General features: G+C 64.3%; 20 protein-coding genes. 13 read left to right on the top strand and 7 right to left on the bottom strand.

Annotated features, from left to right (window positions below; all coding sequences use genetic code 11):
* The first annotated feature begins 14 nt into the window (after window positions 1-14).
* The 6 genes from HWE17_RS24690 to HWE17_RS24715 all read left to right on the top strand — a co-directional run bounded on the left by HWE17_RS24690 (window position 15) and on the right by HWE17_RS24715 (window position 8,497).
* On the top strand, window positions 15-2,099 hold the full coding sequence (locus HWE17_RS24690) for a glycosyltransferase (RefSeq protein WP_255206380.1): 2,085 nt from the start codon (window positions 15-17) through the stop codon (window positions 2,097-2,099).
* A 15-nt stretch (window positions 2,100-2,114) separates the two neighbouring features.
* On the top strand, window positions 2,115-3,596 hold the full coding sequence (locus tag HWE17_RS24695) for an oligosaccharide flippase family protein (protein WP_176390601.1): 1,482 nt from the start codon (window positions 2,115-2,117) through the stop codon (window positions 3,594-3,596).
* Between the two features lie 2 nt (window positions 3,597-3,598).
* Window positions 3,599-4,672 (top strand): glycosyltransferase family 4 protein, encoded by a 1,074-nt coding sequence (locus tag HWE17_RS24700; RefSeq protein ID WP_176390602.1) that lies wholly within the window; start codon window positions 3,599-3,601, stop codon window positions 4,670-4,672.
* Window positions 4,662-6,209, top strand: coding sequence for an MBOAT family protein (locus tag HWE17_RS24705; RefSeq protein WP_176390603.1), 1,548 nt, complete (start codon window positions 4,662-4,664; stop codon window positions 6,207-6,209). The genes HWE17_RS24700 and HWE17_RS24705 overlap by 11 nt, the downstream gene beginning before the upstream one ends.
* Before the next feature lie 2 nt (window positions 6,210-6,211).
* Entirely contained in the window at window positions 6,212-7,405 is a 1,194-nt protein-coding gene (locus tag HWE17_RS24710) for a hypothetical protein (RefSeq protein WP_176390604.1), read from the top strand.
* An 87-nt stretch (window positions 7,406-7,492) separates the two neighbouring features.
* The gene (locus HWE17_RS24715; RefSeq protein WP_176390605.1) at window positions 7,493-8,497 is read left to right on the top strand and encodes a 2-hydroxyacid dehydrogenase; all 1,005 of its coding nucleotides are present in this window, start codon (window positions 7,493-7,495) and stop codon (window positions 8,495-8,497) included.
* Here the strand turns inward: HWE17_RS24715 and HWE17_RS24720 are convergent.
* Window positions 8,486-8,848 (bottom strand): TfoX/Sxy family protein, encoded by a 363-nt coding sequence (locus tag HWE17_RS24720; RefSeq protein WP_176390606.1) that lies wholly within the window; start codon window positions 8,846-8,848, stop codon window positions 8,486-8,488. The two genes, HWE17_RS24715 and HWE17_RS24720, sit on opposite strands and share 12 nt — an antisense overlap.
* A gap of 95 nt (window positions 8,849-8,943) precedes the next feature.
* Here HWE17_RS24720 and HWE17_RS24725 point away from each other — a divergent pair, with 95 nt between their 5' ends.
* The 5 genes from HWE17_RS24725 to HWE17_RS24745 all read left to right on the top strand — a co-directional run bounded on the left by HWE17_RS24725 (window position 8,944) and on the right by HWE17_RS24745 (window position 13,254).
* Window positions 8,944-9,177 (top strand): hypothetical protein, encoded by a 234-nt coding sequence (locus tag HWE17_RS24725; protein WP_176390607.1) that lies wholly within the window; start codon window positions 8,944-8,946, stop codon window positions 9,175-9,177.
* Window positions 9,174-9,635, top strand: a complete 462-nt coding sequence (locus tag HWE17_RS24730) for a MepB family protein (protein WP_176390608.1) — start codon at window positions 9,174-9,176, stop codon at window positions 9,633-9,635. Before HWE17_RS24725 ends, HWE17_RS24730 begins: the two co-directional genes overlap by 4 nt.
* Before the next feature lie 138 nt (window positions 9,636-9,773).
* A complete protein-coding gene (locus tag HWE17_RS24735; RefSeq protein WP_176390609.1) occupies window positions 9,774-10,073 on the top strand; it encodes a hypothetical protein in 300 nt (99 codons plus the stop codon).
* Window positions 10,074-10,099: 26 nt separating this feature from the next.
* Complete coding sequence (locus HWE17_RS24740; RefSeq protein ID WP_176390610.1) at window positions 10,100-12,037, top strand: serine hydrolase; 1,938 nt, start codon at window positions 10,100-10,102, stop codon at window positions 12,035-12,037.
* 149 nt (window positions 12,038-12,186) lie between these two features.
* Window positions 12,187-13,254 (top strand): serine hydrolase, encoded by a 1,068-nt coding sequence (locus HWE17_RS24745; RefSeq protein ID WP_217916880.1) that lies wholly within the window; start codon window positions 12,187-12,189, stop codon window positions 13,252-13,254.
* Window positions 13,255-13,343: 89 nt separating this feature from the next.
* On the opposite strand, the gene HWE17_RS24750 is transcribed toward HWE17_RS24745, so the two are convergent.
* Complete coding sequence (locus HWE17_RS24750; RefSeq protein ID WP_176390611.1) at window positions 13,344-13,517, bottom strand: hypothetical protein; 174 nt, start codon at window positions 13,515-13,517, stop codon at window positions 13,344-13,346.
* Window positions 13,518-13,588: 71 nt separating this feature from the next.
* Between HWE17_RS24750 and HWE17_RS24755 the strand changes: the two genes are divergently transcribed.
* A complete protein-coding gene (locus HWE17_RS24755) occupies window positions 13,589-14,329 on the top strand; it encodes a DUF3944 domain-containing protein (protein ID WP_176390612.1) in 741 nt (246 codons plus the stop codon).
* Between the two features lie 10 nt (window positions 14,330-14,339).
* The gene (locus tag HWE17_RS24760; RefSeq protein WP_176390613.1) at window positions 14,340-15,209 is read left to right on the top strand and encodes a hypothetical protein; all 870 of its coding nucleotides are present in this window, start codon (window positions 14,340-14,342) and stop codon (window positions 15,207-15,209) included.
* Here HWE17_RS24760 and HWE17_RS24765 read toward each other — a convergent pair whose 3' ends face one another.
* From HWE17_RS24765 to xrtA, 5 genes are all read right to left on the bottom strand, one after another.
* Window positions 15,210-17,660: a glycosyltransferase gene (locus HWE17_RS24765; protein WP_176390614.1), complete on the bottom strand. Its 2,451-nt coding sequence runs from the start codon at window positions 17,658-17,660 to the stop codon at window positions 15,210-15,212.
* Entirely contained in the window at window positions 17,657-18,895 is a 1,239-nt protein-coding gene (locus HWE17_RS24770) for a TIGR04063 family PEP-CTERM/XrtA system glycosyltransferase (protein ID WP_176390615.1), read from the bottom strand. The genes HWE17_RS24765 and HWE17_RS24770 overlap by 4 nt, the downstream gene beginning before the upstream one ends.
* A gap of 4 nt (window positions 18,896-18,899) precedes the next feature.
* Window positions 18,900-20,852, bottom strand: a complete 1,953-nt coding sequence (locus tag HWE17_RS24775; RefSeq protein ID WP_176390616.1) for an XrtA/PEP-CTERM system amidotransferase — start codon at window positions 20,850-20,852, stop codon at window positions 18,900-18,902.
* A gap of 10 nt (window positions 20,853-20,862) precedes the next feature.
* Window positions 20,863-22,065 (bottom strand): TIGR03088 family PEP-CTERM/XrtA system glycosyltransferase, encoded by a 1,203-nt coding sequence (locus tag HWE17_RS24780; RefSeq protein ID WP_176390617.1) that lies wholly within the window; start codon window positions 22,063-22,065, stop codon window positions 20,863-20,865.
* Window positions 22,055-23,333 (bottom strand): exosortase A (gene xrtA / locus HWE17_RS24785; protein ID WP_176390618.1); only part of this gene is annotated, 1,279 nt, incomplete at its 5' end. The genes HWE17_RS24780 and xrtA, both read right to left, overlap by 11 nt.

Consider the following 23,333-nt stretch of genomic DNA (forward strand, 5'->3'; position numbering starts at 1 on the left):
AAGGAGGCATGTCCTTGTTGACCGTTCTCATGGCGACCTACAATGGCGCCGGCACCTTGCCCCAGGTATTGCGCGCCTACATGGCGCTGCGTTCGCCCGTGGGCGGCTGGCGCCTGATCATCGCCGACAATGGCAGCAAGGACGCCACGGCCCAGGTGATCGCCGCCTTCCGCGGGCGCTTGCCCTTGAGTTCCGTCTATGTGGCGCGACGGGGCCGCAGTCCCGCCTTGAACGGGGCCGTCGAACACGCCTTGCGCCTGGGCGGCGATGGCGGCGAGCTGTTCGTGTTTGGCGACGACGACGCCATGCCCGCACCGGACTGGCTGTGCCGCTTGCACGACAGCGCGCGTGATCACCCCGGCTACGCCCTGTTCGGCGGCGCCATCGTGCCCGCCTGGCGCCAGCGACCGGCCGATTGGCTGCTGCGCCTGACGCCCGTTGGCTTGACGTGGGGCATCACCAGCCCAGACCTGCGCGACGCGCCCATCTATCCGGGCCTGGTCTGGGGCGCCAACATGGCGATACGCCGCCGCATCTTCGAGGCGGGCGCCCGCTATGACGAAAGCATCGGCCCTCAGGGGGCCAATTACGCCATGGGCAGTGAAACCCGGCTCAACCTGGAAATGCATGCGGCCGGCAATCCATCCTGGTTCTGTCCGCAAGCGAAAGTGGCGCACATCATCCGCGTGCCGCAAGTGCAACGCGCCTGGATACTGCGCCGCGCCATGCTGTTTGGCCGGGGCCAATGCCGGCTGGCCACCTTTGCACCGAGCGTGGAGTTGCTGGGCGTGCCACGCTGGATGCTGGGCAGATACGTGCGCGATACCCTCGGCGCCGTGCGAGCCTGGCTGCGGCGCGACCACGCCGACCTGTTCCTGCGCCAATGGGAACGGGCGTGGCTGCGCGGTTTCTTCCATGAAACGTGGCGGGGCCGGCGCAAACGATTGCCGCGCATCGTCATCAGCAGTTATTCAGGCGAGCTGGGCGGCATGGAGCTGCGTATGGCGCAAGAGGCGAAAGTGCTGGGCGCGAGCGGCTACGACAGCGTGCTGGCCCTGCGGCGCTTTCCCGGTTTTACGCAGTGGGTACAGGGCCTGCGGGCGCAGCGCTTGCAGGTGCAAGTGTATGAACCGCCATTGTTTCTCGAGCACTGGGCCTGGCGGCGCTGGAATTGGTTGCGCGCCAGGGTCACGGGCGCCTGGCGGCTGCGGCGGCTGCGGCCCGATCTGGTTCACGTGGCCTTTTGCTGGACCAGTTATGGCGCGTCCATCCTGTGGTTGGCCCGGCAATGCCGGCTGCCGGCCGTGATCAGCGTGCACAACGCGTTTCCCCTGGAAGCCTTCAGCGACTGGCAGCGGCCACGGCTGCAGGAAGCGTTTCGCAGCGTCAAGGGCGTGTATGCCGTGTCGCCGTCGGCCATGCGGCATTTCCTCGACCTCTATCGCGGCATGCTGAACCCGGAAACGCGGCTGGCCGTGATCCCGAACGGCGTCGATACGGACACGTTCATCGTCTCGCCCGAACGGAGAGTATTGGCGCGGCGACAACTCGGGCTGCCGCCGGACGCGCTGGTGCTCGGTTGCGTGGCGCGGCTGTCCGCACAGAAGCGTCCCCAAGCGCTGCTCGCCCTGTTCGCCAGGCTGGCTGCGCAGTTTCCAAACTTATATCTGGTGCTCGTGGGCACGGGGCCGCTGGAAGCCATGCTGCGGCTGCAGGCACAGCAATCGGGCTTGCAGGAGCGCATCGTGTTTGCCGGTTTCCAGCAGCGCGTCGAGTTGCTGATGCCGGCCTTCGACTTGCATGTGTTGCTGAGTCAAAACGAGGGCTTCGGCATCGCCACGATCGAAGCCATGGCTTGCGGCGTACCGGCCGTGGGGACGGACGTGCCGGGCACCCACGACATCCTGCATGACAGCGAAGGCGGGCTGCTGTTGCCGCTCGACGACGAGCACGCCGCCTGCGCGGCCGTGGCGACGCTGTTGCTCGATGCGCCCCGGCGCGCCCGCATGGGACGGCTGGCCCGCGAAGAAACCGTGCAGCGCTATTCGATGCCGCGTCTGGAACGCCAGCTGCGCGCATTTTACGCCGGCCTCGTGTAGGCGCGGGCGGCCCGCATGAGTGCCACCCGCCATTCGTTTTTCTTTTCCTTCGCCGAAAAATATACGGTGCTGCTGCTGGGCATTGTCGCCACCATGGTGCTGTCGCGCCTGCTGACGCCGGCCGAGGTGGGCGTGTATTCGCTGGGCGCCGTGCTGGTGGCCTTGGCGCAAGTGGTGCGCGATTTTGGCGTGGGGCAATACCTGATCCAGGAAAAGCAGCTCGATACCGTGAAATTGCGGGCCGCGCTGGCCACCAGCCTGCTTGTCGCCTGGCTGCTGGCGGGCCTGGTGCTGCTGGCCAGCGCGCCGCTCGCGCAGTTCTATGGCGAACCCCGGCTGACCCTCGTGCTGCGTTTGCTGTCCATCAATTTCCTGCTGATACCGTTCAGCGCCTTGACGTTGCCGATGCTGCGCCGGCAACTGCGCTTTCGCGCCATCTATGCCATCAACGCGGCCAATAGCTTCGTCAACCTGCTGGTGGCCGTGCTGCTGGCGCTGCAGGGCTACAGTTACATGAGCATGGTGTGGGCGGCGCTGGCCGGTTCCTGCGCCTCGCTGCTGGTGAGCCTGCTGGTGCGGCCCAAGGAGCTGCCGTGGCTGCCGGGACGGCGCGGCATGGCAGATATCGCCCGCTTTGGCGCGTATGCGACCGGTGGCGGTCTGGTCGACGAGGCAGGCGTGGCGGCGCCAGACCTCATCATCGGCAAGCTGATCGGCATTGAAAGCCTGGCTCTGTTCGGCAAGGCGCAAAGCGTGCTCAACATCTTCAACCAGGCTATCACCAGCGCGATTTCTCCCGTCGTGTTTCCCCTGTTCGCGGCGCGTGCGCGCGAGGGTGGGGGACAGGGGGGGCGGGGCGGGGCGGAACTTGTGTATTTGCGCACGATCAGCTACATGACGGCGCTGGCCTGGCCGTTTTTTCTCTTTCTCGCCTGCATGGCTTTGCCCCTGGTCAAGGTGTTGTATGGCACGCAATGGCTAGCCTGTGTGCCCTTGATACGCATCATGTGCCTGTCTTCGGCCGTGTATAGCATGTTCAGCATGGCCCGCTACCTGTTCGTGGCGACGGGCCAGCTGCACGCGCAAGTGCGGCTCGATGCCTGCGCCGGCGTCATCAAGGTGGCGCTGCTGCTGGCTGCGGCGCCGTTCGGCCTGGTGGTGGTAGCTTGGGCCGTGGTGCTCAGCAACGTGCTGCGCAGCTGGCTGAACTACGGTTGCCTGCGGCGTTTGAGTGCTCTTGACTGGCGCATCCTGGCGCGGGCCGTGCGCAAGAGTCTGCTGCTCTGCGGCGTGAGCGGCGTCGCGCCCATCGCTTCGCTGCTGTGGCTGCCAATGGAAACCCCGGCGCTGCTGGCGCTGACGGGCACGGCGCTGGCCACCTTGCTGTGCTGGCTGGCCGGTCTGTTCCTCTTGAAGCATGAGCTCGCTGGTGAATTTCTGTTGTTGCAACGCAAGCTCGCTGGCCGATGGCTGGCAGTCAAATCCACGAAAGGATAACCATGCGTGTCGGTATCTTGTCCTACCCGATGCTGTTCCAGCGCGACGGCGGCTTGCAGATCCAGGTACGCGAAACCATTGCCGCGCTGAACCGGCTACCCGTGCAGTCGGCGCGGCCCCTGGAAGTGCAGCTGGTCGACGCCAACCATGAGCGGCTGGCCGATTTCGACGTGCTGCACGTATTTTCGGCGAGCAACGGGACTTACCGCATCATGGAAATGGCCAGTGAGCAAGGCGTGCCCGTGGTGCTGTCGCCGCTGCTGTCGCCGGGCTGGGGCCGGGCCAGCGCCTGGCGCGCGCGGCTGGCCGACCGGCTGGCCGGGCGCCTGACGGAGTGGATGGTGCAAACGAGCTATGCGCAAACCCGGCGCGCCTTGCAGCTGGCCGACGTGGTGATCGCCCTGGGCGAGGCCGAGCGCGACGCCATCGTGCAAGGTTTCGGCATGCCGGCCGACGCGATTCGCGTCTTGCCAAATGGAATCAACCCGCATTTCTTCACGGCCAATGGCGATCTGTTCCTGCGCGAGACGGGCATCGCCGGACCCTTCGTGCTGATGGTGGGCAGCATTTCGCCGTACAAGAACCAGCTGGGGCTGGCGCAGGCGCTGGCGGGCGCCGGCTTGCCCCTGGTACTGATCGGCGCCGCGCCGCGCGAGCAGCAAGCGTATCTGCAACTGTTGCTGGACTTGCCGCACGTCAGCTGGCTGGGCGCGCTCGACCACGCGGATCCGCTGCTGGCCAGCGCCTACCATGCGGCGGCCGTGGCGGCCTTGCCCAGCCAGGGCGAGGTGTTTCCCTTGAGCGTGCTCGAAGCGCTGGCGGCCGGCACGCCCGTCGTCATGACGGCGCAAAGCGCGCTGGACTTGCCCGATTCCGCCTTCGCGCTGCGCAAGGTGCGCTGGGACGACGGCCCCGCGCAGCGCCAGGCCATCCTCGAACTGCTGGCGCTGCCCCCCGAACGGGCTCGCGTGCAAGCGCTGGTGGAGCGCTTTACGTGGGAGCGGGTGGCGGCCCAGATCGCCGATTGTTACTACCAGGCCCAGTCCTTGCCTGCCAGGAGGCAGCATGCTGTTTAATTCCTTCGCCTTCCTGTTCGGCTATCTGCCCATCGTGCTGGCCGGCTATTTTCTGCTGGACCGCTGGGCGTCTGCCGGGGGCAGTAAGGCCAGCTGGCGCCTGGCACCGGCCGCCTGGCTGGCGCTCGCCTCGCTGTTCTTCTATGCCTGGTGGGACGTGCGCTATTTGCCGCTGTTGCTGGCCTCGATCTGCGTCAACTACGGCGCCGGGCGCCTGATCGGCTCCTGCGCGGGCGCGGCTCGCAAGCGCGCGCTGGTCGCGGCCCTGGCCTTGAACCTGGGGCTGCTCGCCTACTACAAATATGCGAATTTCTTCATCGACAGCGTCAATGCCGTCGCCGCCAGCACCGGAGGTCTGCCGTGGGCTGGCCTCGACATCATCCTGCCCATCGGCATCTCGTTCTTTACCTTCACGCAGATCGCCTTCCTCGTCGATTGCTACCGGGGCGAGGTGCGCGAGTACCGTTTCATCCACTATGTGCTGTTCGTCAGCTATTTCCCCCACCTGATCGCCGGACCCGTGCTGCACCACCGCGACATGATGCCGCAGTTCGCCGACCCGGCCAACGCCCATCCGCGCGCCGCCAATTTCGCCATCGGCTTGTCGATCTTTACCATAGGCCTGGCAAAAAAAGTGCTGATCGCCGACAACCTGTCGCCGCTGGCCATCCCTGTTTTTGCGGCCGGCGCGCAGCCGACCCTGATCGAAGCGTGGATCGGCGTGCTGGCCTATACCTTCCAGCTGTATTTCGACTTTTCTGGCTATTCCGACATGGCCATCGGCCTGTCGCGCCTGTTCGGCGTGAAATTGCCGCTGAACTTCAATTCGCCGTACAAGGCAGCCAATATCGCCGACTTCTGGCGCCGCTGGCACATGACCTTGTCGCGTTTCCTGCGCGACTATTTATATATCCCGCTAGGCGGCAGCCGGCGTGGCGAGGCCATGCGCTACCGCAACCTGATGCTGACCATGCTGCTGGGCGGCCTGTGGCATGGCGCCGGCTGGACCTTTGTCATCTGGGGCGGCTTGCACGGCCTGTACCTGGTGCTGCAGCAGGCGTGGCAGCGCATGTTTGGCGCGGCCACGGCGCGTTGGTGGCCGAGCTTGCTGACTTTTCTTGCCGTCATGCTGGCCTGGATCTTTTTCCGCGCGCCCGACGTGGCCACGGCCTGGGACATCACGGGCGCGCTGGTGGGCGCGAACGGCGTGAGCCTGCCGCGTGGCCTGGCCAGCCACGCGGCCAGCCTGGCGCAGTGGGGCATGCATCCGTCGTTCGACGGCATCCGCTGGATCGAACTGGTGGGTCCGGGCTTGCCCGTGTTGCTGGGCGCCATGCTGCTGGCTTTCCGGGCGCCGAACACGCAGGAAATATTCTTTCTCTACGAGCCTGTCATTGAAAGAATCTTTCAACCGGCTGGGCGCTGGGCCTTCAGCTGGCGGCCCACGCCGCGCTGGAGCCTGGGCTTTGCCGCGCTGTTCATCGCCTGCATCTTCGGCATGAACCGGGTCACCGAATTTCTCTACTTCCAATTCTGACCATGGATACCAACGCCCGCCGCTACCTCGCCATCTTCCTTGCCTGCGCGCTGGCCGCGCTGGCCCTGGTCTCCGCCGTCAATTACCACGTCGATCCATACTTGCTGCACCAGTGGGACAGCCCGCTGCTGCAGCGATTGCGGCCGACGACCGAAAAACTCAGCGTGTGGGGCAAGACGTACGCCGTGGCGCGCTACCGGCCCGCCGTCGTGTATATCGGCAATTCGCGTACGGAAATGGGTTTGCCGGCCAGTAGCATGCGTACCTTGTTTGATGGCAAGAGCGTCTTCAACAGCGCCGTCTCGGGCGCTTCGATCGGCGACGCCATCCGCCTGGCCGAACACGCGGCCCGGGTCAGCCATGTCGACACCCTCGTGTGGGGCATCGACGCGCCCTCGTTTTCCCTGGAGCTGGGCTCGGCCGGCGTGGAGCCGGGCTTGACGGATGACGGCCCCGCGTTTTTCGCGCGGCGTGCCTTGCTCAACATCAAGCGCGGCCTGACGGTAGACATGACCCACGACAGCTGGCGCATCCTCAGCGGCACTTATGACGGCGTGTGCCTGTCCAGCCTGGCCCTGCACGGCCAGCGCGACGAGTCCTGCATCACCAGCCGCAACCATGGCTGGGCCGGCACGGCGCGCGCCTTCAAGCCGCGCCTGCAAGAGTTCGGCGATGGCCTGGGGCCGACGGCGCCCGCGCTGCAGGCCTTCGATGCCAGTGTCGGGAAGCTGTGCCGTGGCGGCACGCGTTTGCGCCTGTACATCAATCCCACGCACGCGCTGACGCTCGACGCCCTGTACTGGCGCGGCAAGTGGGATGCCATGGAAGCATGGCAGCGCGACCTGGCGCAAATGGCCGGGCGCTACCGCAGCCAGGGCTGCGACGTGCGCGTGTATGATTTTTCGGGTTTCAACAGCATCACCAGCGAATCGATTCCGCAAGTGACGGGCGCGCGCGAAATGCGCTATTACTGGGAAGCGTCGCACTACCGCGACAACGTGGGCCGCTTCATCCTGGCGCGCCTGTTCGGCGGCCCGGTGCCGCCGCCGGCCGATTTCGGCGCCGAGCTGACGGAAACGGGCATCGCGGCCCACCAGGCGGCCATGCGCGCCGCGCGCGAGCGCTACCACGCGCGGCACGCCGAGGAAACGGCGTATCTGCGCCACGTGCTGACCTTGCCGCGCGAACCCAAATAGGCGGCCAGGGACGCCAGGCGTACAGCGTGGGGCAGGGCGCTTGCGCTATGATGGTGTTTTGCCATACAGCAAGTTCCAGGACGCCCCATGAAAATCGCCTTCTTTGCCAGCCAGCCCTACGACCGCCGTTTCTTCGACGAAGCCTTGCCGTCCCAGCCCGACGCCGCCGGCATCGAACTGGTCTACCACAGCGCTTTGCTGAGCCAGGAAACCGTGGTCCTGGCGCAAGGTGCCGACGCCGTCTGTGTCTTCGTCAACGACGTGCTCGACGCGCCCGTGCTCGAAGCCCTGCACGGTTACGGCGTGCGCGCCATCCTGCTGCGCTGCGCCGGCTACAACAACCTCGACCTGGAAGCGGCCCGGCGCCTGGGCCTGTTCGTCGCCCGCGTGCCCGCCTATTCTCCGGAAGCCGTCGCCGAATACACCTTGGCCCTCGTGCAAACCCTGAACCGCCACACGCACCGCGCCTACGCCCGCGTGCGCGAAGGCAATTTCTCGCTCGATGGCTTGCTGGGCGCCACCTTGCACGGCAAAACGGTCGGCATCGTCGGCACGGGCAAGATTGGCCTGGCCACGGCGCGCATCTTCAAAGGCTTTGGCTGCACGGTGCTGGGTCACGACCCGTATCCGGCGCCCGCGTTCGGGGACCTGGGCACGATGGTGGAATTGCCGCGGCTGCTGGCCGAGTCCGACATCGTCTCGCTGCATTGCCCCTTGATGGACAGCACGCGCCACATGATCAGCGAAGCAACCTTGCCGCTGATGAAGAAGGGCGCCATGCTGGTGAACACCTCGCGCGGCGGCCTGATCGACACGGGCGCCGTCATCGAGGCGCTCAAATCGCGCCAGCTCGGTTCCCTGGCCATCGACGTGTACGAGCAGGAAAGCAATCTGTTCTTCCAGGACCGCTCGTCCGACATCATCGACGACGACATCTTCCAGCGCCTGATGACCTTCCCGAACGTGCTGGTGACGGGCCACCAGGGCTTCTTTACCAGCGAAGCGCTGCGCGAGATCGCCGCCATCACGTATCACAACCTGGCGTGCTTCCGCGAAGGCAAGGCGTGTGAAAACAGCGTTTTAAGCAGCTGACGCCGGTTTTTTAGGCTTGGGCGGCGGCTTGGGTTTTGGCAGCGGCAAGGCGTCGGCCGTGCGCCGCGCCAGCTGGCTGAGCCAGTCGCGCTCGTCCCACAGCCCGCCATCGATGCGGAAATACGGCTTGGCTTGCGGATAGGGCGGCGCTTCCTGCAAGGATCCTTGTGTACTGATCCAGGCGCGTCCCGCGTCCGTCGGCTTGATGAACAGCTGGTCGTCGGCGACGATGGCGAACATCTTGCCGTCGCAATACAAACCATATTCCCCAAACATTTTCTTCGCGCTGATGCTGCCCGCGCCCGCCATCTGGTCGAGCAAAAAATCCACCGTGCCTTGCTGTGATGCCATGTCGTCCTCCGTGTGAAGGAATAGTGTAGCGCACTGGCCAGGAGAGGCCAGTGCGGCTACACTACGGCCATTGATTTTTTTGCACGACTTCCCCCATGACACCCGAGCATATTATTCACCGCGGCATCCGCATTACCACCCTGGCCGCCGGCGACGCCATCGAAACCCATTGCGCACCGGGCCACACAGCCATCCGCCAGCAGGCCGACGGCTGGTGGCTGTATTTTGTCGACGAAGATGGCAAGGTCGACGGCTACGACAGCCCGTTCGCCAGCCATGCCGAAGCGCTGTGGGCGGCCAAGGCCGCCGCCGAGTTCAGCGCGCAATGAAGGCCAGTCCATGGGCCTTCCTGGGCTTGCCGCAAGCGCCCGTGCCGGAAGCGGAAAGCGCGGAATACGGCGCCTGCCGCACAGAACTGCATGGCAAGCGCCTGGTCTTGCGCGTGGCGAAAACCACGCCGACAAAAACCGGCCAGTTCGTCACCGTCTGGAAGCGTCCCCATCCCGATGCCGACATCGCGCCGCTGGATGAAGCGGACCCTGTTGATGTCGTCATCATCGCCGTCAGCGATGAGGTACAGCACGGCTTTTTCATTTTCCCGCGCAGCGTGCTGGTCGAACGGGGCGTGATGTCGCGCGCCGGCGCCGGAGGCAAACGTGCGCTGCGCGTGTATCCGCCCTGGTGCGCGCCGGAATCGGTCCAGGCTTTGCGTACGCAGCGCTGGCAGAGTGCCTGTTTTGTGGCGGCGGGAGATCAACGAAGGCTGGAACAACTGTTCGGGCAGTGATTGTCGGTGGTAGCACAAGTTTCGTAGTACAGGTTCACGCCGGTGGTGTAGTTGCAGGCGATAATTGGCTGCTGCACTTGAACCCCTCGGTCCTTTACTCTCCGGGCCCGCTGGCTCAGCTACAAGTTAGGTTGCGATATGGAGTATTCATTTTCACGCTTGATAATTGCGGCCAGTTTGGCTTGTTTAATCATGGGTGCGGCCGCTCTTCAACAGATGCGCCTTGGTCGCCCCATCGCTAAAGTAAAATACTTTCTGCTTAAATTGGCGGTGTTGGTCTGGCTGGTGAGCGGGCTATTTGTCGGAACATTCTATAGTCACGGATTCGATGTGGCGTGGTACATTTTTGGTGCCGCCGTCAGTCTGGCCGGATGTATTGTCGCAGGCATTGCGGTGCTTGCCTGGGCGGTTTTCACAAGACGCAAGCAGGACAGATAGTAGACTGTATGAAGTGACGAATTTCGTTGCCGACCGATATTTGCTTCCCGCTGCGGATGCAATCGGTCACGCCAGCAAAGGCGGAACGCTACTCATCCGGGAAAATGACCTCCCATGGCCGATATCTGACGGCCTGTCGCAATCCCGCATGGCGGCAGGGTGCGCTGACGTATCGTCAACTTTTCCTTCCTGGCATCCGTCAACCACCATTGAAAGAAGCGTTCATGCGAGTTCATCCCCTGGCATTCATCGTGACCCTGTTGTTCGCAAGTAGTGCCCAGGCGGACGCATTGGACGACATCATCAACGCCGAAATGACGATGCGGCAAATCCCCGGCCTGTCGCTTGCCATCATCGAGAATGGCAAGATTGTTAGGGCGCAAGGATACGGTGTCACGGAAAAGGGCGGCAAGACGCCGGTCAGCCCGCACACACTGTTCCAGGCCGGTTCGGTCAGCAAACCGGTGGCCGCACTGGGGGCGTTGCATCTGGTCGAGCTAGGCAAGCTTGCGCTTGACGATGACGTCAACACCAGGCTGCGCACGTGGAAACTGCCGGACAACGCCTTGTCGGCCGAACAGAAGGTGACCCTGCGCAGGCTGCTCAGCCACAACGCGGGACTGACCGTGCACGGCTTTCCCGGCTACGCCAGCAATGCGCCAGTACCCAGCGTGGTCCAGGTGCTCGATGGCGAGAAGCCCGCGAATACCGCGCCCATTCGCGTTGATATCGTTCCAGGCAGCAAGGTGCGTTACTCGGGTGGCGGCTATACCGTCATGCAACAAATGGTGGCCGACGTGAGCGGTCAGGCGTTTCCCGACTATATGCGCGACGCCGTCCTCAAGCCCTTGGGCATGAACGAGAGCTCCTATTTGCAACCGCCACCAGCCGAGCGCGCACGCCTGAATGCCAGCGGCCACCTTGCCGACCGCAGCCTGGTGGCGGGACGCTGGCATGTGTACCCTGAAATGGCGGCGGCCGGCTTATGGACCAACGCGTCGGACCTGGCGCGCTTCGCCATCGGGGTACAGCAGTCTCTGGCTGGCACGTCCAACCCCGTCATCTCGGCAGCCTTGGCCCGGCAGATGCTGAGCCCGCAAAAAGAGAACGCGGGCCTGGGCGTCTTCCTTCACGGCAGCGGCAGCGCGCAACGCTTCTCGCACGGCGGGCGTGACGAAGGTTTCGATACCTTGCTGACGGCATTTTCCGGCACAGGCCAGGGTGTCGTGATCATGATTAACGCAAATGACAATTCCCGCATGATGGACCGCCTGACAGCCGCCATCGGCCGCGCTTATCACTGGCCAGAAGCCGACTATGACGTGTTGCTCAAGCAACCCGCCATCAACATCGATGCCAAGGAACTCAGCCGCTACACGGGCCGCTACGAGTTGGCGAGCAATACGATGGGAACCTTCGATATGCAGGGTGGTCAGCTACGCAGCATTTTCGATGGCTTGCCCGACGAAACTTTCGTGCCTGTCGGCCGGCATCGCTTCCATTCGACGTCGCGCAATTGCGAACTGGCGTTCGTCGTCGATGCGCAGGCAGAGGTGACTGGCGTCGTCGTGACGACCAAAGACAAAGCCAACACGGCGCCGCGCATCGGCCCGCTGCTGCACACATTGGCAGCACGCACCGACCCCAAGCCTGCGCGCACCCGGAATGTGCAGGCTGTGCTGTCCGACATTGGGCGTGGCGGCAGCGCCCTGGCCAACTCGGATTTTGCCACGCCCGGCATCAAGAACAATTTTGGCACACAGGCTATTGGCGAACTGGTCAATGTCAAGTCGCTGACTTTTTTGCACGAGCAAGCTGTCGCTGGCCGCGAGATCGAACGGCATGGCAGCAAGGTGGACAGCGTCCTTGCCTTCCACGTGAGCGGCATCAAGCCGGAGCGAAAATTGTTGGTTTACCTGACCGCGGACGGTTTGCTGACCGACTTCGATCTGGTGGACGACTGAACGCCCGGCGTGGCTAGCCTTCATTCTTTTGCGCGCCTGGATCCGCATTCACTGACAGGCCAGTACTTGTCAGGTGATCAATCTTGTAGAATTTTTTGTTCATTGGAAATAATAAATCAAACCAGAATCTCCATATTGAAAGAAAAACGATGCTGCCACTGACAATATCTGCACTTTCTTTTTTGTTGATGACATCCACATTCGTGACTGCCCAAGTTGGCGATCATTCACATGCGGAAAAGATAGATGATTATTCCGCCAAGATCGACAGCTTGGTCAAATCAACAAGCCCAAGAAGTTTTAATGGCGTCATTCTCATCACGAAGAATGGCAAGGAGAAATACGCAAAAGCCTTTGGTTATTCTGATGTTGAAAATAAAACACGGTTGAGGCTGGAAGATAATTTCCGAATCATGTCGAATAGCAAGCAAATTACGGCTGTGTTGATTTTGAGGGAAGTTGAAAAAGGCACGATAGACTTGCAAAGTCCCGTTAGAAGATATTTGCCCGATTTGCCGCAGGCCTGGGCCGACGAGGTGACGGTGCATCAACTGCTCAACTTTTCAGCAGGCATCACGGAAATCGACAAGCCACTCAGCTTCAAGCCCGGAACGGACTTTCTGTATGGCGTTACGACTTATTCAATGCTGAGCAATATTTTTGAAAAAGTCAGCGGAAAAGTCTATGTCGATGCAGCGCATGAGCTGTTCAGAGAGCTGGGGATGGTGAATAGTTTTTGCTATGAGGAAAACAAGAATAATAACGTCATCAATGGATATATCAACACGAAAAATGTATTCGCACTGAAGGAACATCCTGTTCAGGGAAAAGACTGGACAGGCTTCATCCCGGCAGGAGGAATTGTTTCAAATGTGAAGGACTTGAATATCTGGGATGAGAAACTTCATAAAGGGAAGATTTTAAAGGCCGAAACCTATAAGCTGATGACGAATTATTCCATATCCAGCCAGCACGTGGCTTTCGGTGACGGAAAAATCGGTTATGGTTACGGTGTTTATGTGAGTGACAAGGATACGGTCAAGTATATAGGCCACTCCGGGAAGGGCTTGGGCTTTGCCTCGATCAAAGTCTATTTCCCTGAAAAAGATGTTGATGTTATTGTTTTGGAAAATCAGTTTAGCGAAGATAGTGGCGTTCATTACCATTTCGAAATAAAAGTGAGGGAAATAGTAATGAACAGCAGCCTTTTGAAATAGCTGAACCTCCGCGCATCATCCGTCTTGCAAGTTGCTGGCTGTGATCCTGCAATCACGCTCGGCCGAAGAATGCGCTTGAAGGCCATACGCTAACGCGAAGCTCCCTTGGCCGTTTTGACTTCCACCATGCTGCCAGCGTTGTCACACGTTACAGCGGCGCATATGCCGGCGACAGTGGCAGGCTCGAGTGCCAGTGCAAGTGCCAGTTCCGCGCCGTCATGCGCCAATGGGAGAATAAAAGCGGCATCGGCTTTATATTGCATGTTTTCCTTGTTTTGCCTTGTAAGTTGGGTGCAATTAAAAATACAATACAAGAAAATTACCAAGGGGAAATATGGGTATCAAATATCGCGTCGATGAAGACCTCGTATTCCTGCAGTATTGCAAGGAAGAGGATTTGCGTATTTTGGCTGGCTATCTCACGCACGACAAAGATCAGTCGGCTCGCATGGCCAGCGAACTTATCGCAGATGATAACTTCAAGAAGTTTGCTGGAAAGACGGACCAGTACAGGCAATGCTGGCAGTTGATTGCCGGCGAGCTTCAGCATTTCGGCGGCGACACTATCGTCAACCTGTTTCGTGGCGATGGCGTGCTGTACAAGGAGATTTTGTCGGACGTGTGCGATAACCAGAAAGTCAAAACGGAAAAAAACAGTTCCGCCTATGCGATGGAAAACAAGCTGCTGGAGAAATTCATCGGCGATGCCTGGGAAAAGCTCGGTGCGGAACAACGCGCTTCGCTGCTGAAGGAATTTGATATCGGCTACAACTCACGCGATGGGGACGGATTGGCCTTGCTGAAAGCGGCCTTGTTGAGCGGCATCGGTTCGCTGCAAATATCTTCGCTGATCGCCAGATCCGCTGCAAGCATGTTCGCGGGACGGGCGCTTGGCGTCATTGCGACAGGTGGTCTGGGCAGAAGCCTGGCCGTGTTTGCCGGCCCCGTCGGATTGGCCGTGTCGGCCGCGCTCACCGTGCCCGCAATCAGCGGCGCCGCTTATCGGGTAACGATTCCTGCCGTCATTCAAATCGCTTATATGCGCCGGGAATGTGAAGCACGTGAATTTTTCTAAGGAAGTATAAATGCTGCAAGAAACAATATGGATCATCGACCAGGCAAAATTGAAGTCAGTGTTGATACAAGCGATGGCGGAAGGCAAGGCAGCCATACATGACGGCGTGGCATACTGGGCCGAGGGCAGCGGCGGGTCTGGCATCATCCAGCATCTTCCATTCAAGGAAAGTGCGGCCAAGAGCGTGGAAGAAGCGCTGAAAATGGCGCAGGCGACGACGGTGATCGCCGCGGCCGTGTCAACAGGCATTATTCTTGCCGCGATCGTGGTGCAGACAAAATATTTGGCAAAGAAACTGGATAAAATCCAGGCCACTGTCGATGTCATTGCGCAAGATGTGCGCTCGCAGCACATTGTATTTTACATGGGTAAGATCAGTGAATATGTGGGACTGGTGGAGGCAGCGCGAACCTTGTTGCAGGATCGTAGTCTGGCATCGGAAATACGTGAGCTTGCCATTCCGCTGTTGACCAGCATGGCGGCGAAACGCAATGAAATCCTGTCCTTTATCGATAATATTCTTGCCATGGCGAAGTCGTCCAATGACGTGACCCAGACGCATTTAGCGTCGATCACCAATTTCGCCCAATTAATGCTCGACATGATGCCTGCGGGAATTCATATCGAATACCTGCTTTGCGCGCGTATCGGCAAACTGCGGCTTGCAGAACATATCCTGCTCGATGGTGCGGGGCGATTCAACGATGGTTTGCAAGTTTTCCGTCAGTTCATGAATGAGTTACACCGCGAAGTGATACGCGGCGTCGCCGGAGCACGCAGCGAGGTTTATCGCTCGCTTGAAGCAAATGCGAGGCAGCTTTTCCAATCCGAGCACGGGAAAATTCTGCTGTCGCTGCCTGCGGGCCGCGCTGCCAGCTAACTACGGGCTGCCTGCCTGCGTCACTGCGCTCACCACATAGCGGTATTTCCCCGACGCCTCCGCCGCGATCTCGTCGACCTCATCGATGGCGATGTCCACCTGCGCGCCCAGCCTGGCCTGGAAGCCGGTGACGATGGCTGTGCGCGTGGCGGCGTCCAGGCGCGGCAGGCAGACCAGCAGGACGCGCGTGCGCAGCAGGCTTTCCTGGATGATTTTAAAACTGCGCACCTGCGGCAGTTCGCGCACGATGTAGACGAGGGCCAGGCCGTGCATGACGGTGCCATCGACGGCCGTGAGGAAATCCGTGCTGCGCCCTTCGATTTTCTGCAGCAGTGGCAGTCCGCGGCCGCAGGCGCACGGCTCGGTGCCCAGCGCGCCCACGTCGCCCGTGGCGTAGCGTATGAACGGGTAGTCTTGCGTGGCCAGGTGGGTGACGACGATGTCGCCCGTGGCCCCTGGCGGCAGCGGCTGGCCCTGGCCATCGACGATTTCCACGATGATGTCTTCGGCCGTGATGTGCATGCCGCCTTCCGGGCATTCGTGGGCGATGAAGCCCGCGTCCCGCCCGCCGTAGCCGTTGGCGACGGGGCAGCCGAAGGCAGCGGCGATTTGCGCGCGCTGCTCGTCGTACAGGCGTTCGGCCGTGACAAACGCCACTTTCACGCCCAGGCCGTCGAGCGGCAGGTCGCGCGCGCTGGCGTGGCTGGCGATGCGGCACAGGGCGGACGGGTAGCCGAACAGCATGCGCGGACGCCAGCTGCGCAATTGCCTGACATAACCATCGAGCCGGTCGGGCGACATGGCAAACGCGGGCAGCAAGGTCGTGCGCAGCAGCGCGTCGCGCAGGCGGCGCACGCGGTCTTGCGCGTGCAGTTCGATGGGCGAGCCCCACAGCACGGCTTCGCGGTCGCCGATGTCGACGCCCCACCAGCGCGTGGCGCGCCACTTGGCGGCGATGTCATGGCTGACCCTGCGCCTACCAAGAAAAAATTGCAGCGGCTCGCCGCTGGAGCCGCCCGTGGCGAAGGGGCGCAATCCCACGGCACGCGATGATTTGAAACTGTCGCGCGCGCTGGCGATATCAACCTTCCTCAGCAGCGGCAGGCGCGACAAGTCGGCCAGTTGCCGCACCTGTTCCGGATCGAAACCGCTGCGGGCGAACAGGGCGCGGTAATACGGCACGTGCTCGCCCGCATGGCGCAGCAGTGCGCGCAGGCGGGCCAGCTGCCATTCCTGCAGCTGCTGCGCGCTCCACCACTGCGAGCGTTCCAGCCGGCGCAGCAGGTGCGCGCTGCGGTGGCCCTTGATCCATTCATGCAGCGGAAACAGCCAGCGGGCGACGCAGCGCGTGTAGGCGCCGGGGCGGGGCGCGGCGCGGATGCGGCGGTAGTGGGCGGCCAGCCTGGGCGCGATATCGGCCCAGCCAAAGGTGGCGGCGTGCGCCAGGCCCGCGTCGACCAGCGCTTGGGCGCGCGCCGGATCGCGCAGCAGCGCCAGGATGGCCTGCGCCATGGCGGCCGGATCCCCGGGTGGCACCAGCAGCGCCGTCACGCCGTCTTGCAGCAGGGCGGGGATGCCGCCCACGTTGGTGCTGACGACGGGCACGCCGCAGGCCAGCGCCTCGAGCACGGAATTGGGCATGTTGTCGGCCAGGCTGGGATTGAGGACGACGTCGCTGGCCTGGTACAGCGCGGGCATGGCGGCGTTGTCGACGGGGCCGGCGAAGCGCACGGCGTCCGGAACGCCGAGCGACCTGGCCAGGCGCGCCAACGCCGCGCGCTGCGGCCCGCCGCCGGCCAGCACCAGGCGCGCCGCGGGAAAAGCCTCGCGCACGATGGCGAAGGCGCGCACGGCGCTGGCGTTGTCGTACAGCGCTTCCAGGTGGCGCGCCACGAGGATGCACGGGCCCTCTGCGGAGGGGGCACGTGGCGCAGCCGGCGTAAAACGCTGCAAGTCCAGCACGTTCGGCACGATATGCGCCGTATGGCCATATTGTTCGAAGACGCCGGCCAGGTAGGCCGACGGCACGACGATGGCGCTGGCGCGGCGCAGGCTGAACGCCACCAAGCGCGGCGCGCGGGCGAAAAAAATGGCCGCTTCGCCACCCCGGTAATTGAGCAGGGCCGGTTTGCCTTTCAGGCTGGCGATCCACAGTGCGGGCGCGGCCTGCAGATGCCAGGACCAGCCGGAATTGGCCATGATGTGGAACAGGTCGACGGTATTGGCCGCGCGCCACAGGCGCCACAGGTGCACGGGCAGGCGCAACGCCGCGCGCAGGTAGCGGATGCGCGCCAGCCATGGGGGCAGATGCGGCCCGTTGACGGCCAGCAGCTGCACATGCGCGCCATCCTCGCGCAGCTTGCGCGCCAGTTGCGCCGTCTGATTCGCCATGCCGCCGGCCGGCGGCGGCAGCGGGCCGACCAGCGCGATGCGCAGGCCCGCGAAGATCATGGCGTGACTCCTGCCAGTTCCTCCGCCATGCGCGCCGTCGTCACGCGCGCATACACGGACGCATAGCGGCTCACGCTGGCGCCCCAGCTGCGTTCCGTCTCGACAAAGGCGCGCGCCTGACCCCGCAGCGCCGGCCAGCTGGCGGGTGCCAGCAGCAGCGACAAGATGGTCTGCGCCAGCGCCTCGGCGTCGCCGGCGCGAAACAGCATGCCCGTCTTGCCATGCTCGACCAGTTCGCGGTGGCCGCCCACGTCGGACGCCACCACGAGGCGGCCTTGCGCCATCGCCTCCAACGGTTTCAAGGGCGTCACCAGTTCCGTCAGGCGCATCGGCAGGCGCGGATACACGCAGATGTCGACCAGCTGATAATAGGCGGCCACCTGCGCATGCGGCACCCGGCCCGCGAAGACCACGGCGTGGTCTATGCCCAGTTGCGCCGCCAGCGCCCACAGCGCCGCCTCTTGCGGACCGCCGCCGGCCAGCAGCAGCCGCAATGCCGGCTGCGCCGCCAGCAGGCGCGGCATGGCGCGCAGCAGCAGGGCCAGTCCCTCGTACGCATAAAACGAGCCGATGAAGCCGATGACCATGTGTCCGTGCAAGCCCAGTTTACGCGCCAGCCACAAGTCGTCGGGCGCCGTGACGCTGAAGGCCCCCGCATCGACGGCGTTTGGAATCACGGTGATTTTATGCGCGGGCACGCCGCGCGCGCACAGCTCGCGCCGCAAGCCGTCGCAGATGGTGGTGACGGCATCGGCGCGGCGCAGCGCGTAGGTTTCCAGCGCGCGCGTGAGCCGGTAGCGCAGGCCGCCGGGCCGGCTGCTGCCATGGTCGGCGGCCGCGTCTTCCCAGAAGGCGCGCACTTCATACACGACGGGGATGCCCAGCGCGCGGCCCGCGTTGAGGGCGGCGATGGCGTTCAGCGCCGGCGAATGCGCATGCAGGATGTCGGGTTTGATCCGTTGCGCCAGCCGGCGCAGGCGCACGGCCAGGCCGACGATGACGGCCACCTGCCGCAGCACGGGCAGGCGCGTCCACCAGCGCGCACTGGGCGCCGTGCGGTAGAAATGCCAGCCGTCGACCAGTTGCTGCGCGCCGTCGGCCGGCCCCTGCTTGGCACTGGTGAGCTGCGTCGTGTGCCAGCCCAGCGCGCGCTGCTGCCGCAGGATGGCCAGGGTGCGAAACGTGTAGCCGCTGTGCAGGGGCAGCGAGTGGTCGAGGATGTGCAGGATGCGCATGGATTTACTCCACCGCCATGGCCGGCGCTGGCACCGGCACGTGGCGGCCATCGACAGGCAGCACCTGGCGCAAAAAGGCCTCGAACATCAGCAGCGACCATAACGGCGCGCTGTAGTCGCGCCGCCCGCTCGCATGCTGATCGAGCAGCAGGCGCACGTAATCCATGTCGAACAGGCCGCACTGCGCCAGCGTGGGACCGAGCAGCCGCTGTTGCAGGCGCTGGCGCAGCGGGCCGCGCAGCCAGTCGGCCAGCGGCACCGAAAAGCCCATCTTCTGGCGGTACAGCAGGGTATCGGGCAGCAGCGGGCGCAGGGCTTTTTTCAGCAGGTACTTGCCTACACCGCGCCGCAGCTTGAAGTGCGGCGGCAAGCCGGACATCCACGCCACCAGTTCATGGTCGAGCAGGGGCGAGCGCACTTCCAGCGCGTGCGCCATGCTGGCCCGGTCGACTTTCGTCAGGATGTCGCCGGGCAGATAGGTTTTCAGGTCCAGGTACTGCACCTGCGACAGGGGATCTTGCGCGGGACTGGCCAGCGCATGGCGGCGCAGCACCTCCACGGCGCGGTAGCCCTGCAGGCTGCGCCGCAGCTCGGGGCTGAACAGGCGCGCGCGCATGGCGTCGCCCAGCAGGCTGACGCCGTGAAAATACGCGTCCGTCGTGTCGCGCGCCAGGCCTTCGAAGGTGGTCTTGGCGCGCAGGAAGCGCGGCGCCCAGTCGGCCTTCGGGTACAGCCGGCCCAGGGTGCCGAACAGCGACTGGCGCAAGCCGGCCGGCAACAGCGGATCCATCGCCTTGCGGACCTTTTCTTCGCGCGTGTGCAGGCGGTAGCGCCGGTAGCCGGCCAGGCTTTCATCGCCGCCATCGCCCGACAGGGCCACCGTGACCCGCTGGCGCGCCAGTTGGCAGACCCTGTACGTGGGCATGGCGGAACTGTCGGCGAACGGTTCGTCGTACAGATTGGCCAGCAGGTCGATCAGCTCGAAGTCGTCCTGTTCCACCTGGCGCGCGTGGTGCGCCGTGGCGTAGCGGCGCGCCACCAGGTCGGCGTAGCGCGCTTCGTTGTAGGCCGGGTCGCCGAACGAAATCGAACACGTGTTGACGGGCGTGGCGCTGGCCCCGGCCATCAGCGCCACGACGGCGCTCGAATCGACGCCGCCGGACAGAAATGCCCCGAGCGGCACTTCGGCCACCATGCGGATGCGCACGGCTTCGCGCAGGCGCGCCAGCAATTCGTCGGCTGCCTGCGCCTCGCTGGCGGGCGGATTCGGCGTGAACGGGATGTCCCAGTACGCTTGCGGCGCGGGCAGCGGCTGGCCGGCGCGGATCGACAGGGTATGCCCGGGCGGCAGCTTGCGCGCGTGCTGGAAGATGCTGCGCGGCTCGGGCACGTAGCCGTAGGCGAAATACTCTTCCACGGCCAGCGGGTCGAGCGCGCGCGGCATGGCCGGATGGGCGAGCAGGGCTTTGAGTTCGGAGCCGAACAGCAGGGTGCCGTCCTGCGCCTCGCCGTAATACAGGGGTTTGACGCCCAGGCGGTCGCGCGCCAGGAACAGCAGGTGGCGGCGGCGGTCCCACAGGGCGAAGGCGAACATGCCACGCAGGCGCTGCACGCATTGCTCGCCCCACTGTTCCCAGGCGTGGACGATGACTTCCGTGTCGCTGCTGGTGCGGAATTGATGGCCGAACTGGCGCAGCTCCGCCATCAGGCTGCGATAGTTGTAGATTTCGCCATTGAAGACGATGGCGATGCTGCGGTCGGCGTTGAACAGCGGCTGCTGGCCGCTGGCCAGGTCGATCACGGACAGGCGCCGGTGCGCCAGACCGAGGCCAGGCTCGCGGTGCAAGCCGCCTTCGTCCGGCCCACGGTGATGCAGGCTGTGGTTCATGCGCGCCAGCAGCAGCACGTCGATGTCGCGCTGGCCCTGCAAATCAAAGATGCCGCTGATGCCGCACATGGGAGGCCTTTCAGGGAGTGGTGGACAGGGGAGACGGCTGGCGCGCGCCCGTCAGGCGGTCGTATACGGCCAGGTAGGCGCCGGCCATGGCGGGCAGGCTGTGCTCGGCCAGCACCTGGCGCCGCCCGCGCGCGCCGTGGCGCGGGCCCAGTTCGGGCATGCTGTAGTAGTCGAGCATGGCGTCGGCCAGCATCTCGGGCGAGCCGGGCGGCACCAGCGTGCCGCTCCAGCCCGACTGCACCAGTTCCGCGTTGCCGCCCACCTGCGTGGCAACGATGGGCAGACCCGTCGCCATGGCTTCGAGGATGGTGTTCGAGCTGCCTTCGGCCAGCGAGGGCAGCACGAACAGGTCCATGGCGCGCAGCAGTTGCGCCACGTCGTCGCGCGCGCCGGGCAGCCAGGCAAGGTGCGCCACGCCGGCCTGCTGCAGCAGGTCCAGGCAAGCCTGGCGGCACGGCCCGTCGCCGACGATGAGCAGGCGCAGGCGCGCGCGGGCGCCCGGCTGCGCCAGCAACAGCAAAAAGGCGTGCACCAGCGAGGCGTGATCCTTGACGGTCGCCATGCGCCCCACGCTGCCGATGACGAAGGCGCCGTTGCACAGGAAACCGGGCGGGCCCACGGCGGCCGGCGGCCCCAGGCGCGGGTGAAACTGCACGCTGTCGACGCCGTTGCCGATGTGCGACACCTGCGTGGGCGCCGCGCCGATGGCGTCGACCAGCCATAGCCCCAGGTCGGCGCTGACGGCGATGAAGTGCTGCACCAGCGGCAGCATGCATTTGCGCAGCAGCCGGTATTTGCGGCGGGTGCCGTGCAAGTCGCTCATGTCGCGCCCGTGTTCGCCATGCACGCGCAGGCGCACGCCGGCCAGGCAGGCCAGCAGCTGCGCTTCAAGGCAGCCGAGGTTGCGCGTGTGCACGAGTGCCGGCCGCAAGCGTTTCAGCACGCGGTACAGGTGCAGATAGTGGCGCCAGTCCTTGCCTTCGCGCTTGTCCAGGCTGATGATGTCGACACCCGGGGTGGTCAGGCGCAGGCGAAACGCGGTGGCGTTCTTCATGCAGACGATGGCGTGGCGGTAGCGTTCCGGCGGCAAATGGTTGATCAGGTTGACCAGGCCGTTTTCCAGCCCGCCCACGTCGAGCTGGTGGATCACGTGCACGATCAGCGGGGCCGTGCTGGTGGCCTCCGTGCCACCGGTATCGAAGTCAAGGGCCATGCGGCAACTCCTGCAAGCGTTGTTCGATGACGGGCAGCGCCGCCCGCATAAAGGCTTGCAGCTGCGCGCGCGGCGGCGGCGCCAGCTCGTCGTAGGCGGCAAAGACGAGGATGTCGGCGCCATCCTGGCGTCTGCCCAGCAGTTTGGCTTGCGCCAGCAGCAGTTTGACCAGCACGGGCCTGGCCGTGACGACGCCGCCCTGGCGGTAGACGCGCCACAGCAGCAGGCGTTCGCCGCCGTGGGCCAGCACGCTTTCGCGCACCCCTATCTGGCCGCCGGCCAGGTTGACGTGCCGCTCGCCCTGCGCCAATGGCATCCAGCGCGCGCCGTAGGGTGAGGCCTGGTGCGTCAGCAGCTCGGCATCGCGCGCCTGGCGCGCATACCAGTGCAGTTGCAGCCCCACGGGCGCGCCGTCGCCGTCCTGGCGCGCATACGTGGCGGCAAACCGCGCGGGCGTGCCCGCATACGGCGCCTGCCAGGCAGGAGGAAGAGCGGGCAGGCGATGCCAGGCGGGCGGATCGGGCAGTGCCAGCACAACGGCGGGCAGCTTGGGAGCATCATCGCGGTGGCTGGCCAGCGCCAATACCGGCCACACGGCCGCCAGCAGCAGGCAGGCGACGCTGGCGCGCACGCCGGCGCGCGGGCTGGCCGCGCCCGCGCTCCGCTGTGCGGGCCGAGCCGGCGGCACGGCCCGCGCCGGCGGCAGTTCGCGCCAGCGCGCGGCCAGCCAGAACAGCAGCAGCGCCACCAGGCCGAAGAACAACCAGCCATAGATCAGGTGGTCGATGCCCACGGCCAGACGCATGTCGCTCAGGTGGCCCAGCATCACGATCAGGTAGGCGCGCACGCCATTGGCGAGGATGGGCACGAGCAGGGCGGCGGCCATGACGGCCAGGCGCCGCCGCGCGCTGTGGAAGTTGACATGGGCAAACAGGGCACCCAGGGCCAGCGCGGCGATCAGGTAGCGCAAGCCGCTGCACGCCTCCACCACCGACCAGTTGCCGGTGGGCAGAGAAAAATTGCTGCCATCGCGAAACACGGGCACACCCGTCCATTGCAGCGCGGTAACGGTGAAGGCGGCCGTGAAGTCGATCAGCGGTTCCAGGAAGACTTCGCCAAACGGCACGGCGAGAAACAGATAGGCGAGGGGAAAGGCCAGCAGGCGCACGGCAGGTGGGCCGAGGATGGCCAGCACGCAGGCGGGCAGCATGGCTGTGGCCGCATATTGTTCCACCACGGGCACGTTGGCGGCGTCGGCCAGCAGCCAG

The organism is Janthinobacterium sp. BJB401, assembly GCF_013372745.1.
In the GTDB taxonomy this organism is placed as follows: Bacteria; Pseudomonadota; Gammaproteobacteria; order Burkholderiales; family Burkholderiaceae_D; genus Janthinobacterium; species Janthinobacterium rivuli.

Bases quoted from the DNA above. Each gene is read 5' to 3' on its own strand.
- HWE17_RS24695 (WP_176390601.1), top strand. From the start codon at position 2,115: ATGAGTGCCACCCGCCATTCGTTTTTCTTTTCCTTCGCCGAAAAATAT.
- HWE17_RS24700 (WP_176390602.1), top strand. From the start codon at position 3,599: ATGCGTGTCGGTATCTTGTCCTACCCGATGCTGTTCCAGCGCGACGGC.
- HWE17_RS24705 (WP_176390603.1), top strand. From the start codon at position 4,662: ATGCTGTTTAATTCCTTCGCCTTCCTGTTCGGCTATCTGCCCATCGTG.
- HWE17_RS24710 (WP_176390604.1), top strand. From the start codon at position 6,212: ATGGATACCAACGCCCGCCGCTACCTCGCCATCTTCCTTGCCTGCGCG.
- HWE17_RS24715 (WP_176390605.1), top strand. From the start codon at position 7,493: ATGAAAATCGCCTTCTTTGCCAGCCAGCCCTACGACCGCCGTTTCTTC.
- HWE17_RS24720 (WP_176390606.1), bottom strand. From the start codon at position 8,848: ATGGCATCACAGCAAGGCACGGTGGATTTTTTGCTCGACCAGATGGCG.
- HWE17_RS24725 (WP_176390607.1), top strand. From the start codon at position 8,944: ATGACACCCGAGCATATTATTCACCGCGGCATCCGCATTACCACCCTG.
- HWE17_RS24730 (WP_176390608.1), top strand. From the start codon at position 9,174: ATGAAGGCCAGTCCATGGGCCTTCCTGGGCTTGCCGCAAGCGCCCGTG.
- HWE17_RS24735 (WP_176390609.1), top strand. From the start codon at position 9,774: ATGGAGTATTCATTTTCACGCTTGATAATTGCGGCCAGTTTGGCTTGT.
- HWE17_RS24745 (WP_217916880.1), top strand. From the start codon at position 12,187: ATGCTGCCACTGACAATATCTGCACTTTCTTTTTTGTTGATGACATCC.
- HWE17_RS24750 (WP_176390611.1), bottom strand. From the start codon at position 13,517: ATGCAATATAAAGCCGATGCCGCTTTTATTCTCCCATTGGCGCATGAC.
- HWE17_RS24755 (WP_176390612.1), top strand. From the start codon at position 13,589: ATGGGTATCAAATATCGCGTCGATGAAGACCTCGTATTCCTGCAGTAT.
- HWE17_RS24760 (WP_176390613.1), top strand. From the start codon at position 14,340: ATGCTGCAAGAAACAATATGGATCATCGACCAGGCAAAATTGAAGTCA.
- HWE17_RS24765 (WP_176390614.1), bottom strand. From the start codon at position 17,660: ATGATCTTCGCGGGCCTGCGCATCGCGCTGGTCGGCCCGCTGCCGCCG.
- HWE17_RS24770 (WP_176390615.1), bottom strand. From the start codon at position 18,895: ATGCGCATCCTGCACATCCTCGACCACTCGCTGCCCCTGCACAGCGGC.
- HWE17_RS24775 (WP_176390616.1), bottom strand. From the start codon at position 20,852: ATGTGCGGCATCAGCGGCATCTTTGATTTGCAGGGCCAGCGCGACATC.
- HWE17_RS24780 (WP_176390617.1), bottom strand. From the start codon at position 22,065: ATGGCCCTTGACTTCGATACCGGTGGCACGGAGGCCACCAGCACGGCC.